General features: G+C 63.6%; 19 protein-coding genes. 14 read left to right on the top strand and 5 right to left on the bottom strand.

The genetic code is table 11. The annotated features are described in order from the left end of the window. Window positions 1-29 precede the first annotated feature (29 nt). Together C7I85_RS10305 and C7I85_RS10300 are read left to right on the top strand one after the other, a co-directional pair. The gene (locus C7I85_RS10305) at window positions 30-791 is read left to right on the top strand and encodes a TlyA family RNA methyltransferase (protein WP_106724100.1); all 762 of its coding nucleotides are present in this window, start codon (window positions 30-32) and stop codon (window positions 789-791) included. Then, window positions 788-2029, top strand: a complete 1242-nt coding sequence (locus C7I85_RS10300; protein WP_106723873.1) for a class I SAM-dependent RNA methyltransferase — start codon at window positions 788-790, stop codon at window positions 2027-2029. Before C7I85_RS10305 ends, C7I85_RS10300 begins: the two co-directional genes overlap by 4 nt. Before the next feature lie 12 nt (window positions 2030-2041). Here the strand turns inward: C7I85_RS10300 and C7I85_RS10295 are convergent, their stop codons facing one another. From C7I85_RS10295 to C7I85_RS10285, 3 genes are all read right to left on the bottom strand, one after another. Next, on the bottom strand, window positions 2042-2782 hold the full coding sequence (locus C7I85_RS10295) for an NAD-dependent deacylase (protein ID WP_106723872.1): 741 nt from the start codon (window positions 2780-2782) through the stop codon (window positions 2042-2044). A gap of 2 nt (window positions 2783-2784) precedes the next feature. Continuing rightward, window positions 2785-4197, bottom strand: a complete 1413-nt coding sequence (gene tldD / locus C7I85_RS10290; RefSeq protein ID WP_106723871.1) for a metalloprotease TldD — start codon at window positions 4195-4197, stop codon at window positions 2785-2787. A 144-nt stretch (window positions 4198-4341) separates the two neighbouring features. After that, entirely contained in the window at window positions 4342-4917 is a 576-nt protein-coding gene (locus C7I85_RS10285) for an invasion associated locus B family protein (RefSeq protein WP_106723870.1), read from the bottom strand. A gap of 379 nt (window positions 4918-5296) precedes the next feature. Here C7I85_RS10285 and coxB point away from each other — a divergent pair, with 379 nt between their 5' ends. The 11 genes from coxB (at window position 5297) to rnhA (ending at window position 14300) form a co-directional block, all read left to right on the top strand. Further along, complete coding sequence (coxB, locus tag C7I85_RS10280; RefSeq protein ID WP_106723869.1) at window positions 5297-6163, top strand: cytochrome c oxidase subunit II; 867 nt, start codon at window positions 5297-5299, stop codon at window positions 6161-6163. Between the two features lie 37 nt (window positions 6164-6200). Then, window positions 6201-7850 (top strand): cytochrome c oxidase subunit I, encoded by a 1650-nt coding sequence (ctaD, locus tag C7I85_RS10275; protein ID WP_106724099.1) that lies wholly within the window; start codon window positions 6201-6203, stop codon window positions 7848-7850. 75 nt (window positions 7851-7925) lie between these two features. Continuing rightward, window positions 7926-8870 (top strand): heme o synthase, encoded by a 945-nt coding sequence (locus tag C7I85_RS10270; RefSeq protein ID WP_106723868.1) that lies wholly within the window; start codon window positions 7926-7928, stop codon window positions 8868-8870. A 2-nt stretch (window positions 8871-8872) separates the two neighbouring features. Next, complete coding sequence (locus C7I85_RS10265) at window positions 8873-9034, top strand: hypothetical protein (protein ID WP_181257149.1); 162 nt, start codon at window positions 8873-8875, stop codon at window positions 9032-9034. Between the two features lie 7 nt (window positions 9035-9041). Beyond that, window positions 9042-9674 (top strand): cytochrome c oxidase assembly protein, encoded by a 633-nt coding sequence (locus C7I85_RS10260; protein WP_428832842.1) that lies wholly within the window; start codon window positions 9042-9044, stop codon window positions 9672-9674. A gap of 1 nt (window position 9675) precedes the next feature. Continuing rightward, window positions 9676-10566: a cytochrome c oxidase subunit 3 gene (locus tag C7I85_RS10255; protein ID WP_106723865.1), complete on the top strand. Its 891-nt coding sequence runs from the start codon at window positions 9676-9678 to the stop codon at window positions 10564-10566. Between the two features lie 95 nt (window positions 10567-10661). Then, complete coding sequence (locus C7I85_RS10250; protein WP_106723864.1) at window positions 10662-11060, top strand: DUF983 domain-containing protein; 399 nt, start codon at window positions 10662-10664, stop codon at window positions 11058-11060. Then, entirely contained in the window at window positions 11057-11815 is a 759-nt protein-coding gene (locus C7I85_RS10245; RefSeq protein ID WP_106723863.1) for an SURF1 family protein, read from the top strand. The genes C7I85_RS10250 and C7I85_RS10245 overlap by 4 nt, the downstream gene beginning before the upstream one ends. A 72-nt stretch (window positions 11816-11887) precedes the next feature. Continuing rightward, window positions 11888-12898 carry a 4-hydroxy-3-methylbut-2-enyl diphosphate reductase gene (ispH, locus tag C7I85_RS10240; RefSeq protein ID WP_106723862.1) on the top strand — a complete coding sequence of 337 codons (1011 nt, stop codon included), beginning with the start codon at window positions 11888-11890 and terminating at the stop codon, window positions 12896-12898. Beyond that, window positions 12898-13860, top strand: coding sequence for a homoserine kinase (locus tag C7I85_RS10235; RefSeq protein WP_106723861.1), 963 nt, complete (start codon window positions 12898-12900; stop codon window positions 13858-13860). Before ispH ends, C7I85_RS10235 begins: the two co-directional genes overlap by 1 nt. After that, window positions 13857-14300 carry a ribonuclease HI gene (gene rnhA / locus C7I85_RS10230; RefSeq protein ID WP_106723860.1) on the top strand — a complete coding sequence of 148 codons (444 nt, stop codon included), beginning with the start codon at window positions 13857-13859 and terminating at the stop codon, window positions 14298-14300. The genes C7I85_RS10235 and rnhA overlap by 4 nt, the downstream gene beginning before the upstream one ends. A gap of 77 nt (window positions 14301-14377) precedes the next feature. Here rnhA and C7I85_RS10225 read toward each other — a convergent pair whose 3' ends face one another. Then, entirely contained in the window at window positions 14378-14863 is a 486-nt protein-coding gene (locus C7I85_RS10225) for a peroxiredoxin (protein ID WP_106723859.1), read from the bottom strand. Between the two features lie 102 nt (window positions 14864-14965). Further along, window positions 14966-15766 carry a protein-disulfide reductase DsbD domain-containing protein gene (locus tag C7I85_RS10220; protein ID WP_106723858.1) on the bottom strand — a complete coding sequence of 267 codons (801 nt, stop codon included), beginning with the start codon at window positions 15764-15766 and terminating at the stop codon, window positions 14966-14968. A gap of 147 nt (window positions 15767-15913) precedes the next feature. On the opposite strand from C7I85_RS10220, the gene C7I85_RS10215 reads away from it, so the two are divergent. After that, on the top strand, window positions 15914-16522 hold the full coding sequence (locus tag C7I85_RS10215) for a YqgE/AlgH family protein (protein WP_106723857.1): 609 nt from the start codon (window positions 15914-15916) through the stop codon (window positions 16520-16522). The last annotated feature ends 36 nt before the right edge of the window (window positions 16523-16558 follow it).

Below are 16558 nucleotides of genomic sequence, written 5' to 3'. Positions count from 1 at the left end.
TCCGCGCCGGCTTTCGCCAAGGAAGGCCGATGAAAGCCGACAACAAACAGGACAGTCGCCGGCGCCTCGATGAAGTGCTGGTCAGCCGCGGGCTCTTTGCCAGCCGCTCGCGGGCGCGCGATGCCGTCGAGCGCGGCACCGTCAGCGTCGACGGCTTGGTCGTGTCCAAGCCGGGGCAGGGGGTGTCGGACGCAGCCGTCATCACGGTTGCCGATCCCGCGCAGGCCTATGTCTCGCGCGCGGCGCTGAAGCTGATTGCCGGGCTCGACCATTTTGGCATCGATCCGCGCGGCTCGAATGCGCTCGACATCGGCGCCTCGACCGGCGGTTTTACCCAAGTGCTGCTCGAGCGGGGCGCGGCGCATGTCACGGCTATCGATGTCGGCCATGGCCAGATGCATGAGAGCCAGCGCGGCGATCCGCGTGTGACCTGTGTGGAGGGTCTGAACGCGCGCGACCTGACCGCCGAGGTGCTTGAGGGACGCCCGCTCGATCTGATCGTCTCCGATGTCAGCTTCATCTCGCTGAAGCTTGCCCTGCCGCCAGCCCTTGCATTGGCAAGGCCGGGCGCGCATGGAGTATTTCTGGTGAAGCCGCAATTCGAGGCCGGCCGCGATGCGATCGGCAAGGGCGGCATTTTGAAGAACCCGGCGGATGGCCCCATCGTGGCCGAGGCGCTTGCCGAATGGCTGGGCAGCCAAGCCGGATGGAAGGCGCTGGGGCTTTGCCCATCGCCGATAGAAGGCGGCGACGGCAACCGCGAATTCCTGCTGGCCGGAGTGAAGGCATGAGCACACGTTTCCAGATCTCCCGCCTCGGCGCCCAGGGCGACGGCGTTGCCGATACGCCCGAAGGCCCGCTGTTTATTCCGTTCACGCTGCCCGGCGAGACGGTCACTGCCGCCCGCGAAAAGGATCGCGGAACGCTGATGGCGGTGCTGGAGGCCTCAAAGCTGCGTGTCGAGCCGGCCTGCCGGCACTTCACCGAATGCGGCGGCTGCGCGCTGCAGCATCTGGAGCCGCAAGCCTATCTGGACTGGAAGCGCGACAAGGTCGTGCAGGCGCTGAAGAGCCGTGGTTTCGACGCCGATGTCGCGGCCACCGTGGCTTGCGCGGCGCATTCGCGCCGCCGCGCGACATTCTCGGCCCGCCGCACCGAGGCCGGCATGCTGGTGGGCTATAATCGGGCCCATTCGCACCACATCATCGACATCGAGGAGTGCCCGATCGTCGAGCCGCAGATCGAGGCAGCGCTTCCCATGCTGCGGCAGCTGGCCGCCCTGATCTGCCACACGACGCAGGCGTTCCATCTGACCGTCACCCACACCGATTCGGGCCTCGACATTGCCGCTCACGATGCCGGCAAGCTGGAGGACAAGGCGCGCATGGCGATCTCGACCTTTGCGATTCGCGAGGGGCTTGCGCGCGTCTCCGTGGATGGCGAGACCATCGTGGAGCCGAAGAAGCCGGTGGTGACCTTCGGCGAGGTGTCGGTCGCACCGCCGTCGGGTGGCTTTTTGCAGGCGGTGGCCTCGGCAGAAGCCGCCATGGCCGATCTGGTCTCAGAACATCTGAGGAAGTCGAAGAAGGTTGCCGATCTCTTTGCCGGGGCAGGGGCCTTTGCGCTGCGCCTTGCGGCGAAATCGGAAGTGCATGCCGTCGAGGGCGATGCGGCAGCTCTTGCCGCGCTCGACCGGGGTTTTCGCTTCGGCGCCGGGCTGAAGCGGGTCGTCGTCGAAAAGCGCGACCTGTTCCGCCGCCCGCTGACCTTCAAGGAACTTGCCGCCTATGACGGGCTGGTGTTCGATCCGCCGCGCGCCGGGGCGGAGGACCAGTGCAAGCAGATCGCGAAGTCGGATGTGCCCTTCGTCGCGGCCGTTTCCTGCAATCCGGCCACGCTGGCGCGCGACCTGCGCATTCTGGTCGATGGCGGCTACACGCTGAAGCGCGTGACGCCGGTGGATCAGTTCCTCTGGTCGCCGCATGTCGAGGCAGTGGCGCTGCTGGAGAAGCCTCGCAAGCGGCGGTGAGACCGAGCCAAGCTAAGGCAGGGGGATGATCCGCTCGAAGGCGGCATCCACCTCGGCCGCGAGAATTCGGCTAACGAAAGCTGGCACGACCTCTGTCGCGCGGCCATAGAGCGCTTCTTCGAAGCTTGAAAAGCCTTCCGACGGTTCGAGATTGAGCTCGACCGTATGGGCGCCGGCGAGCCTTGCCTGCTCGACGAAGCCGGCCGCCGGGTAGACATTGCCGCTTGTACCAATGGAGACGAACAGGTCGCAGGTTGCGATCGCCGCTTCGATCCGGTCCATGTGGTAGGGCATCTCGCCGAACCACACGACATCCACGCGCATGCGGCCGGTGGTCTGGCAATGCGGGCATTGCGAATTGATCGACATGTCGCCCGACCAGCGGGAGCGCTTGCCGCAGGCCTCGCAGAGCGCCGAGTTCACCTCGCCATGCATGTGGAGCAGGCGGCGCGAGCCGGCGCCTTCGTGCAGACCGTCGATGTTCTGGGTGACCAGAAGGTAGGAGCCGCCGTAGGCGGCCTCCAGTCGCGCCAGCGCCTCGTGCGCCGCATTGGGCCGGATGCCGCGCAGGCGCCGGCGCCTTTCATTGTAGAAGGCGTGCACCTTGCGCGGATTGCGCGCAAACCCCTCCGGCGTTGCGACATCGCGATAGTCGACCTTCGACCAGATGCCGTTCCGGTCGCGAAACGTGTCGACGCCCGATTCGGCCGAGATGCCGGCGCCCGTGAGGATGACGATCCGATCGAAGGACAAGATCAGGCCCGCGTGCCGCCGACGGTCATCTGGTTCATGCGCAGATGCGGCTGGCCGACGCCAACCGGCACGCCCTGGCCGGCCTTGCCGCACATGCCGATGCCGGGATCGAGCTTCATGTCGTTGCCGACCATGGAGATGCGATGCATGGCGTCCGGCCCGTTGCCGATCAGCATGGCGCCCTTGATCGGCTGGGTCACCTTGCCGTCCTCGATCATGTAGGCCTCGGTGCAGCCGAACACGAACTTGCCGGAGGTGATGTCGACCTGGCCGCCGCCGAAGGACACCGCGTAGATGCCGTTCTTGACCGAGGCGATGATCTCTTCCGGGGGCATGTCGCCACCGGTCATGTAGGTGTTGGTCATTCGCGGCATGGGCTGGTGCGCATAGGATTCGCGCCGGCCGTTGCCGGTGGCGGCGACGCCCATCAGGCGAGCGTTCTGCCGGTCCTGCATGTAGCCGACGAGCTTGCCATCCTCGATCAGCACGTTGCGTGCGCTGGGGGTGCCTTCGTCGTCGACGGTGAGCGAGCCGCGCCGCTCCGCTATGGTGCCGTCATCGACCACGGTGACGCCCTTGGCGGCCACCTGCTGGCCCATCAGGCCGGCAAAGGCCGAAGTCTTCTTGCGGTTGAAGTCGCCTTCCAGCCCGTGGCCGACGGCCTCATGCAGCATCACGCCCGGCCAGCCGCTGGAGAGCACGATGTCGAACGTGCCGGCCGGCGCCGGGATCGCCGCCAGATTGACGAGCGCCTGGCGCAGCGCCTCGTCGGCTGCGAACTGCCAGTTGTCTTCGGTCAGGAAGTCGCCAAAGCCCTTGCGGCCGCCCATGCCGTAGGAACCGGTTTCCTGGCGGTCGCCTTCGCCGACGACGACGGCGACGTTGATCCGCACCAGCGGGCGCACGTCGCGCACCATCTGGCCGTCGGCACGCACGATCTCGACATGCTGCCAGGATGAGACGAGCGAAGCGGTGACCTGCCGCACGCGCGGGTCTTTGGCACGCAGCCAGCCGTCGATCTCCTGCAGCAGCTTGGCCTTCACCTCGAAGCTGGGGGAGGGGATCGGGTTTTCCTCGCCGTAGAGATGGCGGTTGGTGCGCGATGGCGCCGCCGCCAGCGTGCCGGAATATCCGCCCTTAACGGCCGATACGGCATCGGCCGCGCGGCGCAGCGAGGCTTCGGACAGTTCGCTGGAATGGGCGTAGCCGCTCGCTTCACCAGCTACCGCGCGCAGGCCAAAACCCTGGTCGGTGTTGAAGTTGGCCGTCTTCAGACGGCCGTTGTCGAACATCAGCGACTCGCTCTCGCTATATTCGAGGAAGAGTTCGCCGTCGTCCGCACCGCTGATCGTATCGGCGACGATGCGGCGGATCTGATCTTCGGAAGTGTCGAATTGGCCGAGAAGGCTGTTCATGGCGGGGTCGCCTCGTTTGAAAAGAGTGTCGATCCCCGATGTAGGCGCGCCAACGCCATTCGGCAATGCGCCAATGATCTGCAATGGCGCGCAGCTGGGAAGCCAAAAGCTGGCTTTGGGCTCGCCGAGCTTACGCGGTAGCGATCAGGGGAGGGCGGCAAAGCCGTCCGCGAACCCCTTGAGGTCGACCGGGATGCCGATGCCTTCCTCCGGCGTCTGGAAGACGATGAAGGTGGCCGCGGTGCCGGACTTCAGCGTGTCGAGCAGCGGCTTCTCGAGGATGACCTCGGCATAGCAGCCGTCGCCGAAGCAGCGGACGAAATAGGCGCGGCCGATGTCCTTGCCGTCGACATTGAGACCAAGCCCGTTGGGCAGGAGCACGCCGAGCGGCGCCAGCACGCGCAGGATTTCCGCCTTGTTGTCGGCAGTGCGCAGCACGACGACCGAAAGGCCGATCTCGGGCCGGTCCTCGGCAATGACGTTCTGCATCATCACGCACTGCTCGGCGGTGGCGCCGGCGGGCGTATCGCAAATGATAGACCAGGCGCCGTGAGTCGAGCGCACCGTGCCGCCTTGCGGCTTGGGAGCCTGGGCCTGCGGCTGGGCAGTCTGCTGCGATTGCGGGGCCGGCTGCTGCTGCGCAGCGGCTGGAACGATCGAACCAGCCAACGCGGCGAGGAAGACGACCTTCGCCAGGGTTCCCGAAAGTCGAGAGGTCATGATGGCTCCATTGCGAATCACGGCGAGACGACTCGTGACAATTGAAACTATACGGCAAGAAGATGGCCGGACTAGCCATAGCGCCGCTTGCCGTGACTTTCCAAGAAAATTCGCCCGAAATACGACGTAACTGCCCCTTATAGCGGTGGAATGCGCGTTCGGGCACTGGTTCGCGGCGACCTTAAACAATAAAGAAAGCGCCAAAGTGTGGCTCAGGCTGCCTTGCGCGCAAAAATGCCGCACGGGTTCTCGTGCTCCTTCCTTGCGGTCGGAAAGAGAGTATGGTTTGAACCAGCGCTAGGGTCACCGGGATTCCCGTCCCGGTGCGATTTATCATTCGTGCGAACTGGACGCACGAAATTGGGAGACAAAGAGGGCGATGAGAAAAATCCTTGCAAGTGCTGGTGCTGCGGCAGCCTTTTTCGCCAGCGCCGCAGCATATGCGGCACAGCCGACGCCGTGGCAGACCGCGTTCCAGCCTGCTGCCACCGGCATCATGGAGCAGATTACCTGGTTCGAGCACTACACGCTTTGGTTCTTGATACCGATCACGATCCTGGTGCTGCTGCTGCTGGCTTACTGCATCCTGCGCTTCCGTGCCGCTGCGAACCCGGTTCCGTCGCGGACCAGCCACAACACGCTGATCGAAGTGATCTGGACGGTCGGGCCGGTCGTTGTCCTGCTGTTCCTCGCCGTTCCTTCCTTCCAGCTCCTCACCGCGCAGTATTCGCCGCCGGAAGAGGCCAAGGTCACCGTCAAGGCGACCGCCAACCAGTGGAACTGGGATTACGAATACCAGGTCGCCGAGCCGTTCTCTTTTAACTCGGCTATTCTTGAGGATGGCGATCGTGCCGCCGCCGGCAAGGAAGATCGCGCTGTCTATCCGCGGCTCCTGGCTGTCGATCATGAGGTTGTAGTTCCGATCAATACGGTCGTTCGCGTTCTTGTCACTGCCAGCGACGTGATCCACTCCTTCGCCGTGCCGGCTTTCGGCATCAAGATGGACGCCGTTCCGGGCCGTACCAACGAGACCTGGTTCAAGGCCAACAAGGAAGGCCTGTACTACGGCCAGTGCTCGCAGCTCTGCGGCAAGGACCACGCTTACATGCCCATCGCCGTTCGCGTCGTGAACGAGCAGCAGTATGAGACCTGGGCCGCTGCGGCCAAGTCCGACCTGGATGGCGCCAACAAGGCGCTGATGGCTCAAATTGAAACCGCCAACAAGGTGGCGGTCGCCGGCAACTGATGCCGCGGCCGAAACGAATTTAGGAATGGAGCGGAACATGGCAGGCGCTGCAGTTCACGACGACCACGATCACAAGCCGCGCGGCTTGGTTCGTTGGCTCTTTTCGACCAACCATAAAGATATCGGCACGCTGTATCTGATCTTCGCGATCATTGCCGGCCTCATCGGCGGCTTCCTGTCCGTCATGATCCGCTGGGAGCTTGCGGAGCCGGGCATTCAGATTTTCAGCGGCCTGGCCGAAATGGTCTACGGCGTTGGCGGCGATGCGTCCATCGACGCCGGCAAGAGCATGTACAATGCCTTCAGTACCGCTCACGGCCTGGTCATGATCTTCTTCATGGTCATGCCGGCGCTGATCGGCGGCTTCGCCAACTGGATGGTGCCGCTCATGATCGGTGCGCCTGACATGGCGTTCCCGCGCATGAACAACATCTCCTTCTGGCTGCTTCCGCCGGCCCTCATCCTGCTGATCATGTCGATGTTCATGCCGAGCGCTCCGGGCGCCCATGGCGTTGGCGGCGGCTGGACGATGTATCCGCCGCTGGCTACCTCCGGCCAGCCTGGACCGGCCGTCGACCTGGCGATCCTGTCGCTGCACATCGCCGGCGCTTCGTCGATCCTCGGTGCGATCAACTTCATCACCACGATCTTCAACATGCGCGCTCCGGGCATGACGCTGCACAAGATGCCGCTGTTTGCCTGGTCGGTGCTGATCACCGCCTTCCTGCTGCTGCTTTCGCTGCCGGTTCTGGCTGGTGGCATCACCATGCTGCTGACCGACCGCAACTTCGGCACGACCTTCTTCGCGCCTGAAGGCGGCGGCGACCCGATCCTGTTCCAGCACCTGTTCTGGTTCTTCGGTCACCCGGAAGTGTACATCCTGATCCTGCCGGGCTTCGGCATTGTCAGCCACATCGTCTCGACCTTCTCGCGCAAGCCGATCTTCGGTTACCTCGGCATGGCTTACGCCATGGTCGCCATCGGCGCCGTCGGCTTTGTCGTGTGGGCTCACCACATGTACACCACCGGCCTGTCGCTCGACACGCAGCGCTACTTCGTGTTCGCCACGATGGTCATCGCTGTTCCGACCGGCGTGAAGATCTTCTCGTGGATCGCCACGATGTGGGGCGGCTCGATCTCCTTCAAGACCCCGATGATCTGGGCGGTTGGCTTCATCTTCCTGTTCACCATCGGCGGCGTCACGGGCGTCCAGCTGGCCAATGCCGGTCTCGACCGCTCGCTGCACGACACCTACTACGTGATCGCCCACTTCCACTACGTGCTGTCGCTGGGTGCGGTGTTCGCGATCTTCGCGGCCTGGTACTACTGGTTCCCGAAGATGACCGGCTACATGTACTCGCCGTTTATCGCCAACACCCACTTCTGGGTCATGTTCATCGGCGTCAACCTGATCTTCTTCCCCCAGCACTTCCTGGGTCTCGCAGGCATGCCGCGCCGCTACATCGACTATCCCGATGCATTCGCCGGCTGGAACTACGTCTCGTCGATCGGCTCGTACATCTCGGCCGTCAGCGTGCTGATCTTCCTCTACGGCGTCTTCGAGGCCTTCTCGAAGAAGCGCGTTGCCGGTGCCAGCCCGTGGGGTGAGGGTGCGACGACGCTGGAATGGCAGCTGCCTTCGCCGCCGCCGTTCCACCAGTGGGAACAGCTCCCGCGCATCAAGTAACGATGCGCTGAACAAACATCGAAACCGCCGCCCGTCGGCGGTTTCGGCCAAACCGAGAGAGTGGACTGCGTAGGCATGGCCCTGGTTGAAAAGAACACATTGGACGAAGGCGGCTTCCGCATGTCGGAAGCGACCGCCGGTGACTTCATCGCGCTCTTGAAGCCGCGGGTGATGTCGCTCGTCGTGTTCACGGCCTTCGTCGGCCTCGCAGCTGCTCCGGTATCGCTCAATCCTTTCATCGCCGTCGTTGCCATCCTGGCGATCGCCATCGGGGCCGGTGCCTCGGGCGCGCTGAACATGTGGTACGACGCCGATATCGACGCGGTGATGACCCGCACGGCCAAGCGGCCGGTGCCGTCCGGCCGCGTTCAGCCGGGCGAAGCGCTGGTCTTCGGCCTGATCCTTTCGGTGCTGTCGGTCATGACGCTCGGCGTGATCGTCAACTGGCTTTCGGCGGCACTGCTCGCCTTCACCATCTTCTTCTATGCCGTGATCTACACGATGTGGCTGAAGCGCTCGACGCCGCAGAACATCGTCATCGGCGGCGCTGCCGGCGCCTTCCCGCCCATGGTGGGCTGGGCTGCCGCCACGGGCAACATCAGCCTGGAAAGCGTCATCCTTTTCCTGATCATCTTCCTGTGGACGCCGCCGCACTTCTGGGCGCTGGCTCTGTTCAAGTCCGGAGACTACGAGCGCGCGGGCATCCCGATGATGCCGAACGTCGCTGGCGAGGCTTCGACGCGCAGGCAGATCTTCGCCTATGCCCTCCTGGTGGCGCCGGTCGGCGTGCTGCCCTGGGTTCTGGGCTTCACCACCATGTTCTACGGCGTGGTTTCGGTCGCGCTCGGCGTCGGCTTCGTCTGGTATGCCTGGAAGGTTCTGCGCATGCCCGACAGCGACCGCGCCATGAAGCCCGCCAAGGCGCTGTTCGGCTATTCGCTGCTCTACCTGTTCGTCATTTTCGCGGCCTATCTGGCCGACAGTGTCGTAGAGCGCCTGCTCGCGGTATCAGGAGTATGACCATGCAAGACCTTGAGATGGTGACCCTCACCGAAAGCCAGAAGAAGGCACGCCGCAGCCGGTCGATCGCGATCGGCCTCGGCCTCGCCCTGCTGGTCGTCATCTTCTACGTCGCGACGATCATCAAGTTCGCGCCGTCCACCTTCTTCCACCACGCGGTGTGACGTTCGCATGAGTGGTGAAACCCCAATGAGCAGCACCAAGTCCGAGCGATCCAACAAGGTCGTCGCCGGCGTCTGCGTGGCCTTCGTTGCCGGCATGGTCGGCATGGCCTATGCGGCGGTGCCTCTCTACGCGATGTTCTGCAAGGTCACGGGCTATGGCGGCACCACGCAGCGTGTCGATCAGTACTCCGACCGCGTGCTCGACCAGAAGGTGACGATCCGCTTCAACGCCAACACGTCCGGCGGCTTGCCGTGGGACTTCAAGCCGGTGGCGCGCGACATCACCATCAAGATCGGCGAGACCGCGCAGGCGCACTACACGGCGACCAACCATTTCGACAAGCCGACTTACGGGCGCGCGACGTTCAACGTCACGCCGGATCTGGCCGGCGCCTATTTCAACAAGGTGGAGTGCTTCTGCTTCACCGACACGACCTTGAAGCCGGGCGAAACGCTCGACATGCCGGTGGTCTTCTATGTCGACCCCGACATCGTCAACGTTCCGGAACTGAAGGACGTGAAGACGATCACTCTTTCCTACACTTTCTTCCCTATTGAGGGGGCAAAGCCGGTGGCCAACGCGCCGCAGGCCGGAGACCTCAAGACTAATGAAAAAACCGACGGAAACCTCGGGGGCTGATATGGCTGACGCGCATTCGAAACCAAAACACGATTATCACATCATAGATCCAAGCCCCTGGCCCATTCTGGCTTCGCTCGGCGCTCTCGTCATGGCGATCGGCGGCGTGGCTTGGATGCAGTACATGAAGCAGGGCAACTTCCCCTTCTTCGGCATCAACCTGGCTAACGCTCACTATTTCATCTTCGCTGTCGGCACGCTGATCGTGCTCTACACGATGTATGCCTGGTGGTCGGACACCATTAAGGAAGCCCATGAGGGCCACCACACGCGCGTCGTGTCGCTGCACCTGCGCTACGGCATGATCATGTTCATCGCCTCCGAGGTGATGTTCTTCGTGGCCTGGTTCTGGGCCTTCTTCGACGCCAGCCTGTTCCCGGGCGAAGTGCAGCAGTATGCGCGCACCGCGTTCACCGGTGGCGTGTGGCCGCCGAAGGGCATCGAGGTCCTGAACCCCTGGCACCTGCCGCTCTACAACACCATCATCCTGCTGCTGTCGGGTACCACGATCACCTGGGCGCACCATGCGATCCTGCACAACGACCGCAAGGGCCTGATCAACGGCCTGGCGCTGACGGTTGGCCTCGGCATCCTGTTCAGCTTCGTGCAGGCCTTCGAGTACATGCATGCTCCGTTCGGCTTCAAGGACTCGATCTACGGCGCGACCTTCTTCATGGCGACCGGCTTCCACGGCTTCCACGTCATCATCGGCACGATCTTCCTGCTCGTCTGCCTGATCCGTGCGATGAAGGGCGACTTCACGCCGAAGCAGCACTTCGGTCTCGAGGCCGCTGCCTGGTACTGGCACTTCGTCGACGTGGTGTGGCTGTTCCTCTTCACCAGCATCTACGTCTGGGCATCGTTCGGTGCGACGATTGCTGGCACCGACTGATCAGCAATGATCTGCTAGAAATGAAAGCGGCCGTGGCAACACGGCCGCTTTGTCTTTTTCAGGAACAGGTAAAGCACCGAGATGGAGAAACAGGCATGACCCAGCCCGCACACGAAGACCAGGCGATCTGGCCGCCGGTGGACCCGATCTCCGCTGGGCTCCGCGGCCGTTGCCCGCGCTGCGGCGAGGGGCGCCTGTTCTCCAACTTCCTGACGGTGGCGCCCCGCTGCGGCACCTGCCGGCTCGATTATTCCTTCGCCGATGCAGGCGACGGACCGGCGGTCTTCGTGATTCTCATCATCGGCTTCATCGTCGTCGGCCTGGCGCTGTGGATGGAGGTTACGGTGAATCCGCCGCTGTGGGTGCACTTCCTGCTCTGGATCCCGCTGACCCTGGTACTGAGCCTGACGGCGCTGCGCCTCATCAAGGGCGTGCTGATCACGCTGCAGTATCGCAACAAGGCCGCCGAAGGCAGGCTGGACCGTCCGCAATGAGCGAGAATGCGCAAACCTCCGGACGCGCCAGCGGCAAGGCGCGCTGGCTGGCTTTGGTGCTCGGCCTTGTCGCGTTTGTCGTCCTGCTCGGACTCGGCACCTGGCAAGTCGAGCGCCTGCAGTGGAAGGAGGCGCTGATCGCCACCATCGAACAGCGCGTCCATGCCGCGCCGGAGCCGCTTTCCGAGACCGAGGCGAGGTTTGCGCAGACCGGCGACGTCGACTACTGGCCGACGACGGTGACGGGCAGCTTCCTGCATTCCGGCGAACGCCACTTCTTCGCAACTTACGAAGGCGAGGCGGGCTACTTCATCTATACGCCACTGCGGCTTGCGGACGGCCGCTTCGTGCTCGTCAATCGCGGCTTCGTGCCCGACCATCTGAAGGACCCGGCCAAGCGGCCGCAGGGCCAGGTCGAGGGCGAAGTGACGGTAAACGGGCTTGCCCGCAATCCCCTGGCCGAAAAGCCGTCCACGCTGGTTCCGGACAACGAGCCGGCAAAGAACCTCTTCTTCTGGAAGGACCGCGACGTGATGGCGGCCACCGCCGGCCTGCCGGCAGGCGCGGTTGTGCTGCCCTTCTTCATCGACGCGGACAAGACGCCGAATCCGGGTGGCCTGCCCGTTGGCGGCGTCACCATCATCGATTTGCCGAACAACCACCTGCAATATGCCATGACCTGGTATGGGCTGGCGGGGGCGCTTGCAGGTGTGCTCGGCGCCTGGCTGTGGCGGTCGCGGCGCGCTGCCGATTGAGCGAACCGCCGGCACCCTTGACAGGAGAGGGGTGCAGGCATCATTTCGGCACGAGAACGAAGACCGGACATCATGCCTGACATTTCATCCAAGCCGCCCCTGACGCTCCGGCTCTGCCAGCCGCGCGGTTTCTGCGCCGGCGTTGACCGCGCCATCCAGATCGTGGTGCTGGCGCTGAAGAAATACGGCGCGCCGGTCTATGTGCGCCACGAGATCGTGCACAACCGCTACGTCGTCGAGGGGCTGCAGAATCTCGGCGCGGTGTTCATCGAGGAGCTCGACGAGATCCCCGACGAGCATCACGACTGTCCAGTGGTCTTCTCCGCCCATGGCGTGCCGAAATCGGTTCCGGCGGATGCCCAGGCGCGCAATCTCTTCTATCTCGACGCGACGTGCCCGCTGGTGTCCAAGGTGCACAAGCAGGCGATGCGTCATCAGCGGCTCGGCCGCCACATCCTGCTGATCGGCCATGCCGGCCACCCGGAGGTGATCGGCACGATGGGCCAGCTGCCGGAAGGCGCCGTCACGCTGATCGAGACCGAGGCCGATGTCGCCGCCTTCCAGCCGCAAGATCCCGAAGCGCTGGGCTTCGTCACCCAGACCACTTTGTCTGTAGAGGACACGGCGGGGCTGATCCGCGCGCTGCAGGCGCGCTTCCCGGCCATCATGGCGCCGTCAGCCGAATCGATCTGCTATGCCACCACCAACCGCCAGGAGGCGGTGAAGGAAACGGCAGCCGGCGCGGACCTATTCCTGGTCGTCGGTGCGCCCAACTCGTCCAATTCCAAGCGTCTCGTGGAAGTCGCCGAACGGGCCGGCGCGAAAATGTCGCTTCTCGTGCAGCGCGCCTCAGAGATTCCATGGGATGACATCGGCCAAATTTCGACGCTTGGGCTGTCGGCGGGGGCATCCGCGCCGGAGATCATCGTCGACGAGATCATCGACGCCTTTCGCGCGCGCTTCGACGTGACGGTCGATCTCGCGGTCACGGCAACGGAAACGGAGAATTTCCCGGTCATGAGCGCGCTGCGCGATGTAGAGCTTACGGCATCCGACATGGCATTTGTGAACGGGACCGTGTGATGGCGGTCTATACGGACGTTTCCGAGAGCCAGCTCGGAGCCTTTCTGCAGGAATATTCGATCGGCCAGCTTCTGTCCTACAAGGGCATCGCCGAAGGTTCGGAGAATTCCAACTTCCTGCTGCACACCACCACCGGCTCCTACATCCTGACGCTCTATGAAAAGCGGGTCGACAAAAGCGATCTGCCGTTCTTCCTCGGGCTGATGGAGCATCTGGCCAAGAAGGGCATTTCCTGCCCGCTGCCGGTGCACCGGCGCGACGGTAACGTGACAGGCCCGCTGGCCGACCGCACGGCGGCAATCATCACCTTCCTGGAAGGCATGTGGATGCGCAAGCCGACTGCCATCCATTGCCGCGAGGTGGGCAAGTCGCTGGCGGCACTGCATCTTGCTGGCGCGGATTTTCCGATGTCGCGCCCCAATGCGCTTGACATCACCGGCTGGCGCAAGCTGTGGGACGGCTCGCGCGACCGCGCCGACGAGGTCGAGCCGGGGCTCGCGGCTGAGGTCGATGCCGATTTCGCCGAATTCGAGCGCGGCTGGCCGACGGATTTGCCCTCGGGCATCATTCATGCCGACCTCTTTCCCGACAACGTCTTCTTCCTCGGCAACGAGCTGTCGGGGCTGATCGACTTCTACTTCGCCTGCGACGACATCTACGCCTACGACCTGGCGACCTGCCTGAACGCGTGGTGCTTCGAGAAGGACAATTCCTTCAACCTCACCAAGGGCACGGCCATGCTCGATGCCTACCAGTCGGTGCGGCCGCTGAGCGAGGCCGAGAAGCAGGCGATGCCGATCCTGGCGCGCGGCTCGGCCCTGCGCTTCATGCTGACCCGCCTCTACGACTGGCTGACCATTCCCGATGGCGCACTGGTGCAGAAGCGCGACCCGATGGAGTTCATCCGCCGAGTGCGATTCCACCGGCAGATCAAATCGGCATCCGAATACGGTTTGAAATGAATAAAGCGGTCGAAATTTTCACTGATGGCGCCTGCTCTGGCAATCCAGGCCCGGGCGGCTGGGGCGCGATTCTGCGCTTCAACGGCGTCACCAAGGAGCTTTCCGGCGGCGAGGCTGCGACCACCAACAATCGCATGGAACTGCTGGCTGCGATTTCGGCGCTGAACGCGCTGAAGGAGCCCTGCGCGGTGGAGCTTCACACCGACAGCAAATATGTGATGGACGGGATCTCCAAGTGGATCCACGGCTGGAAGCGAAATGGCTGGAAGACCGCGGACAAGAAGCCGGTGAAAAACGGCGAGCTGTGGCAGGCGCTGGATGAAGCCAACAGGCGCCACAAGGTCAATTGGCACTGGGTGAAGGGCCATGCCGGCCACCCGGAAAACGAACGCGCCGACGAACTCGCTCGCCTGGGCATGGAGCCGTTCAAGAAAAGATAGCTTGCCCAATCTGAGGGCCGAAAACAAAAAGGCGCGCGTCCGGACGCAGACGCGCGCCTTCTTTATTGAAGCTGCTTTCAGAGCTGTTCGAGCAGCTTGGCCGCACCCGATTCCACGGCCTGGCCGGGCGCGTCCTCGATGTTGAGCGCCGTCACCTTGCCGTCTTCGACGATCATCGAAAAACGCTTGGAGCGGGTGCCGAGCCCGCCGGCGCTGAGATCAAGGTCCAGCCCGGCTGCGCGCACGAAATCACCATTGCCATCGGCCAGGAACAGGATCTTGCCGCCAGCGCCGGTGGCCTGGGCCCAGGCATTCATGACGAAGTGGTCGTTGACGGCCACGACAGCGATAGTGTCGACGCCGCGCGCGGCAATCGCGTCGTGGTTTTCGAGATAGCCCGGCAGGTGGTTGTTGCTGCAGGTCGGGGTGAAGGCGCCCGGCACGCCGAACAGCACAACCTTCTTGCCGGCGAAGACATCGGCCGTGCTGAGGGTCTTGGCGCCTTCGGCGGTCATGGTCTTGAAGGTGGCTTCGGGTAGCTTGTCGCCAACGGAGATTGTCATCGCAGGTCCTCGCACAGTTACGGGTTGTTACCGCAGCGGTAGCGGCTTATCGCGGACTGGGCAATCCTCGAGTTGGCGATGCGGCTTGTTTCAAGACGCAACTCACAGATAGGGCAGAAGACCGCTGACAGCCCCTTTGTCGGTGACCAGTGTGTAGTGCAGGCCGGCATCCGCCGGCTTTGCTGCGGGCCGGTCGAGGACTTCGACGGAAAACAGCGTCTTGCCGTCCTTTTGCTCCAGCTTGGGCGTGGCGAAGGAATAGCCCTCGCCGCCGGCAAGGAAGAACTCGGCCTTCGACGTGTCGCCCGGCGACTTCGCCTCGAACAGGATCGCCTTGTCGTCCTGGCTGACGATCGTCACGCCGAAATCCGGCTGCGCCGCCTTGGGCAGGGCATCGAAGGCGGCCGCGACGCTAGCGGCATCTGCCGCGTTATCAGCCGCGCTGGCGGGGTCCAGCGACAGCTTGGTGTGGACCGGAATGCAGATCGTCTCGCATATGCCGAGGAAGACGTCGGCATTGATCAGCACCGGTTTGCCCGGCGCGCCGACATGGAAGACGATCGGCAGGGCAACCGAGCTGTTATAGCCGGCCCAGACCGAATAGCCGTCGTCATGGCGTTGGGGGGCAGGGAAATTGAGCTCTGCGGCGGTGACGTTCGTGCTGGTTGAACTGTCGAGCTGGGGCGGAACGCCGGCTTCGCCCGGGTCGCGCCAATAGGTCTTCCAGCCCTTGTCGAGGTGGATGTCGAGCATGCCCTTGAGCCGGCCCTGCGCATCCGGCTCGCCGGTGGTGACAAGACGCACGCGGCCGCCCTGCGCCTCGAACCATTGCGTCGAGGACGCGAAGGCGTTTCCGGTGGTTGCGACGAGAAACCCGAGGACTGCGACTGTGGTTTTCTTCATAGGCGCGATTTGACGCCAAAGGCATCGTTTCGCAACTGAAGGATCGCGTCGATTCGCATCATTTTTGCGTGAGCCCGGCGCCTGTGGCACCGCAAATCGTCCAAGGCGTGTCTTTCAAGCCCGCCCAAAAGGAGCTACCCTTTCGGAATGGAAATTCTGCACCAGAAGAAGACAACCGTTAAGCGCGGCTTCCTCGACGACCAGTTCCTGATTGCCATGCCCGGCATGAAGGACGAACGGTTCGCGCGCTCGGTTATCTACATCTGCGCCCACAGCGAAGAGGGCGCCATGGGGCTGATCATCAATCAGAGCCAGCAGCTTCTGTTTCCCGATCTCCTGGTGCAACTGGGCATCCTCGACGAGGAGGAGGCGATCCGCCTGCCGCCGCCGGCGCGCGATTTCATCATCCGCAATGGCGGCCCGGTCGACCGCAGCCGCGGCTTCGTGCTGCACACCGACGACTACAAGGTGGAGTCTTCCCTGGTGATTTCCGACACCATCTGCCTGACGGCGACCATCGACATTCTGCGCGCCATTTCGGCGGGTAAGGGTCCGCGCCAGGCGCTGATGGCGCTGGGTTATGCCGGCTGGGGTGCCGGCCAGCTCGAATACGAAATCGCCGAGAATGGCTGGCTGACCTGCCCGGCACGGCCGGAGCTTCTGTTCGATACCGATATCGAGCGGCAGTACGATCGTATTCTCGCTTCGATCGGCATCGATCTTGCCCATCTCAGCCAGGATTCCGGGCACGCCTGAGCCCGGGACGGCAATCTTTTGTCACTGCAAAACTTC

It is taken from the genome of Pseudaminobacter soli (ex Li et al. 2025) (assembly GCF_003012705.1).
Taxonomy (GTDB): Bacteria; Pseudomonadota; Alphaproteobacteria; order Rhizobiales; family Rhizobiaceae; genus Pseudaminobacter; species Pseudaminobacter soli.
Note: the sequence above shows the minus strand (reverse complement) of the source record. Positions and strands in the feature narration are given on the sequence as shown.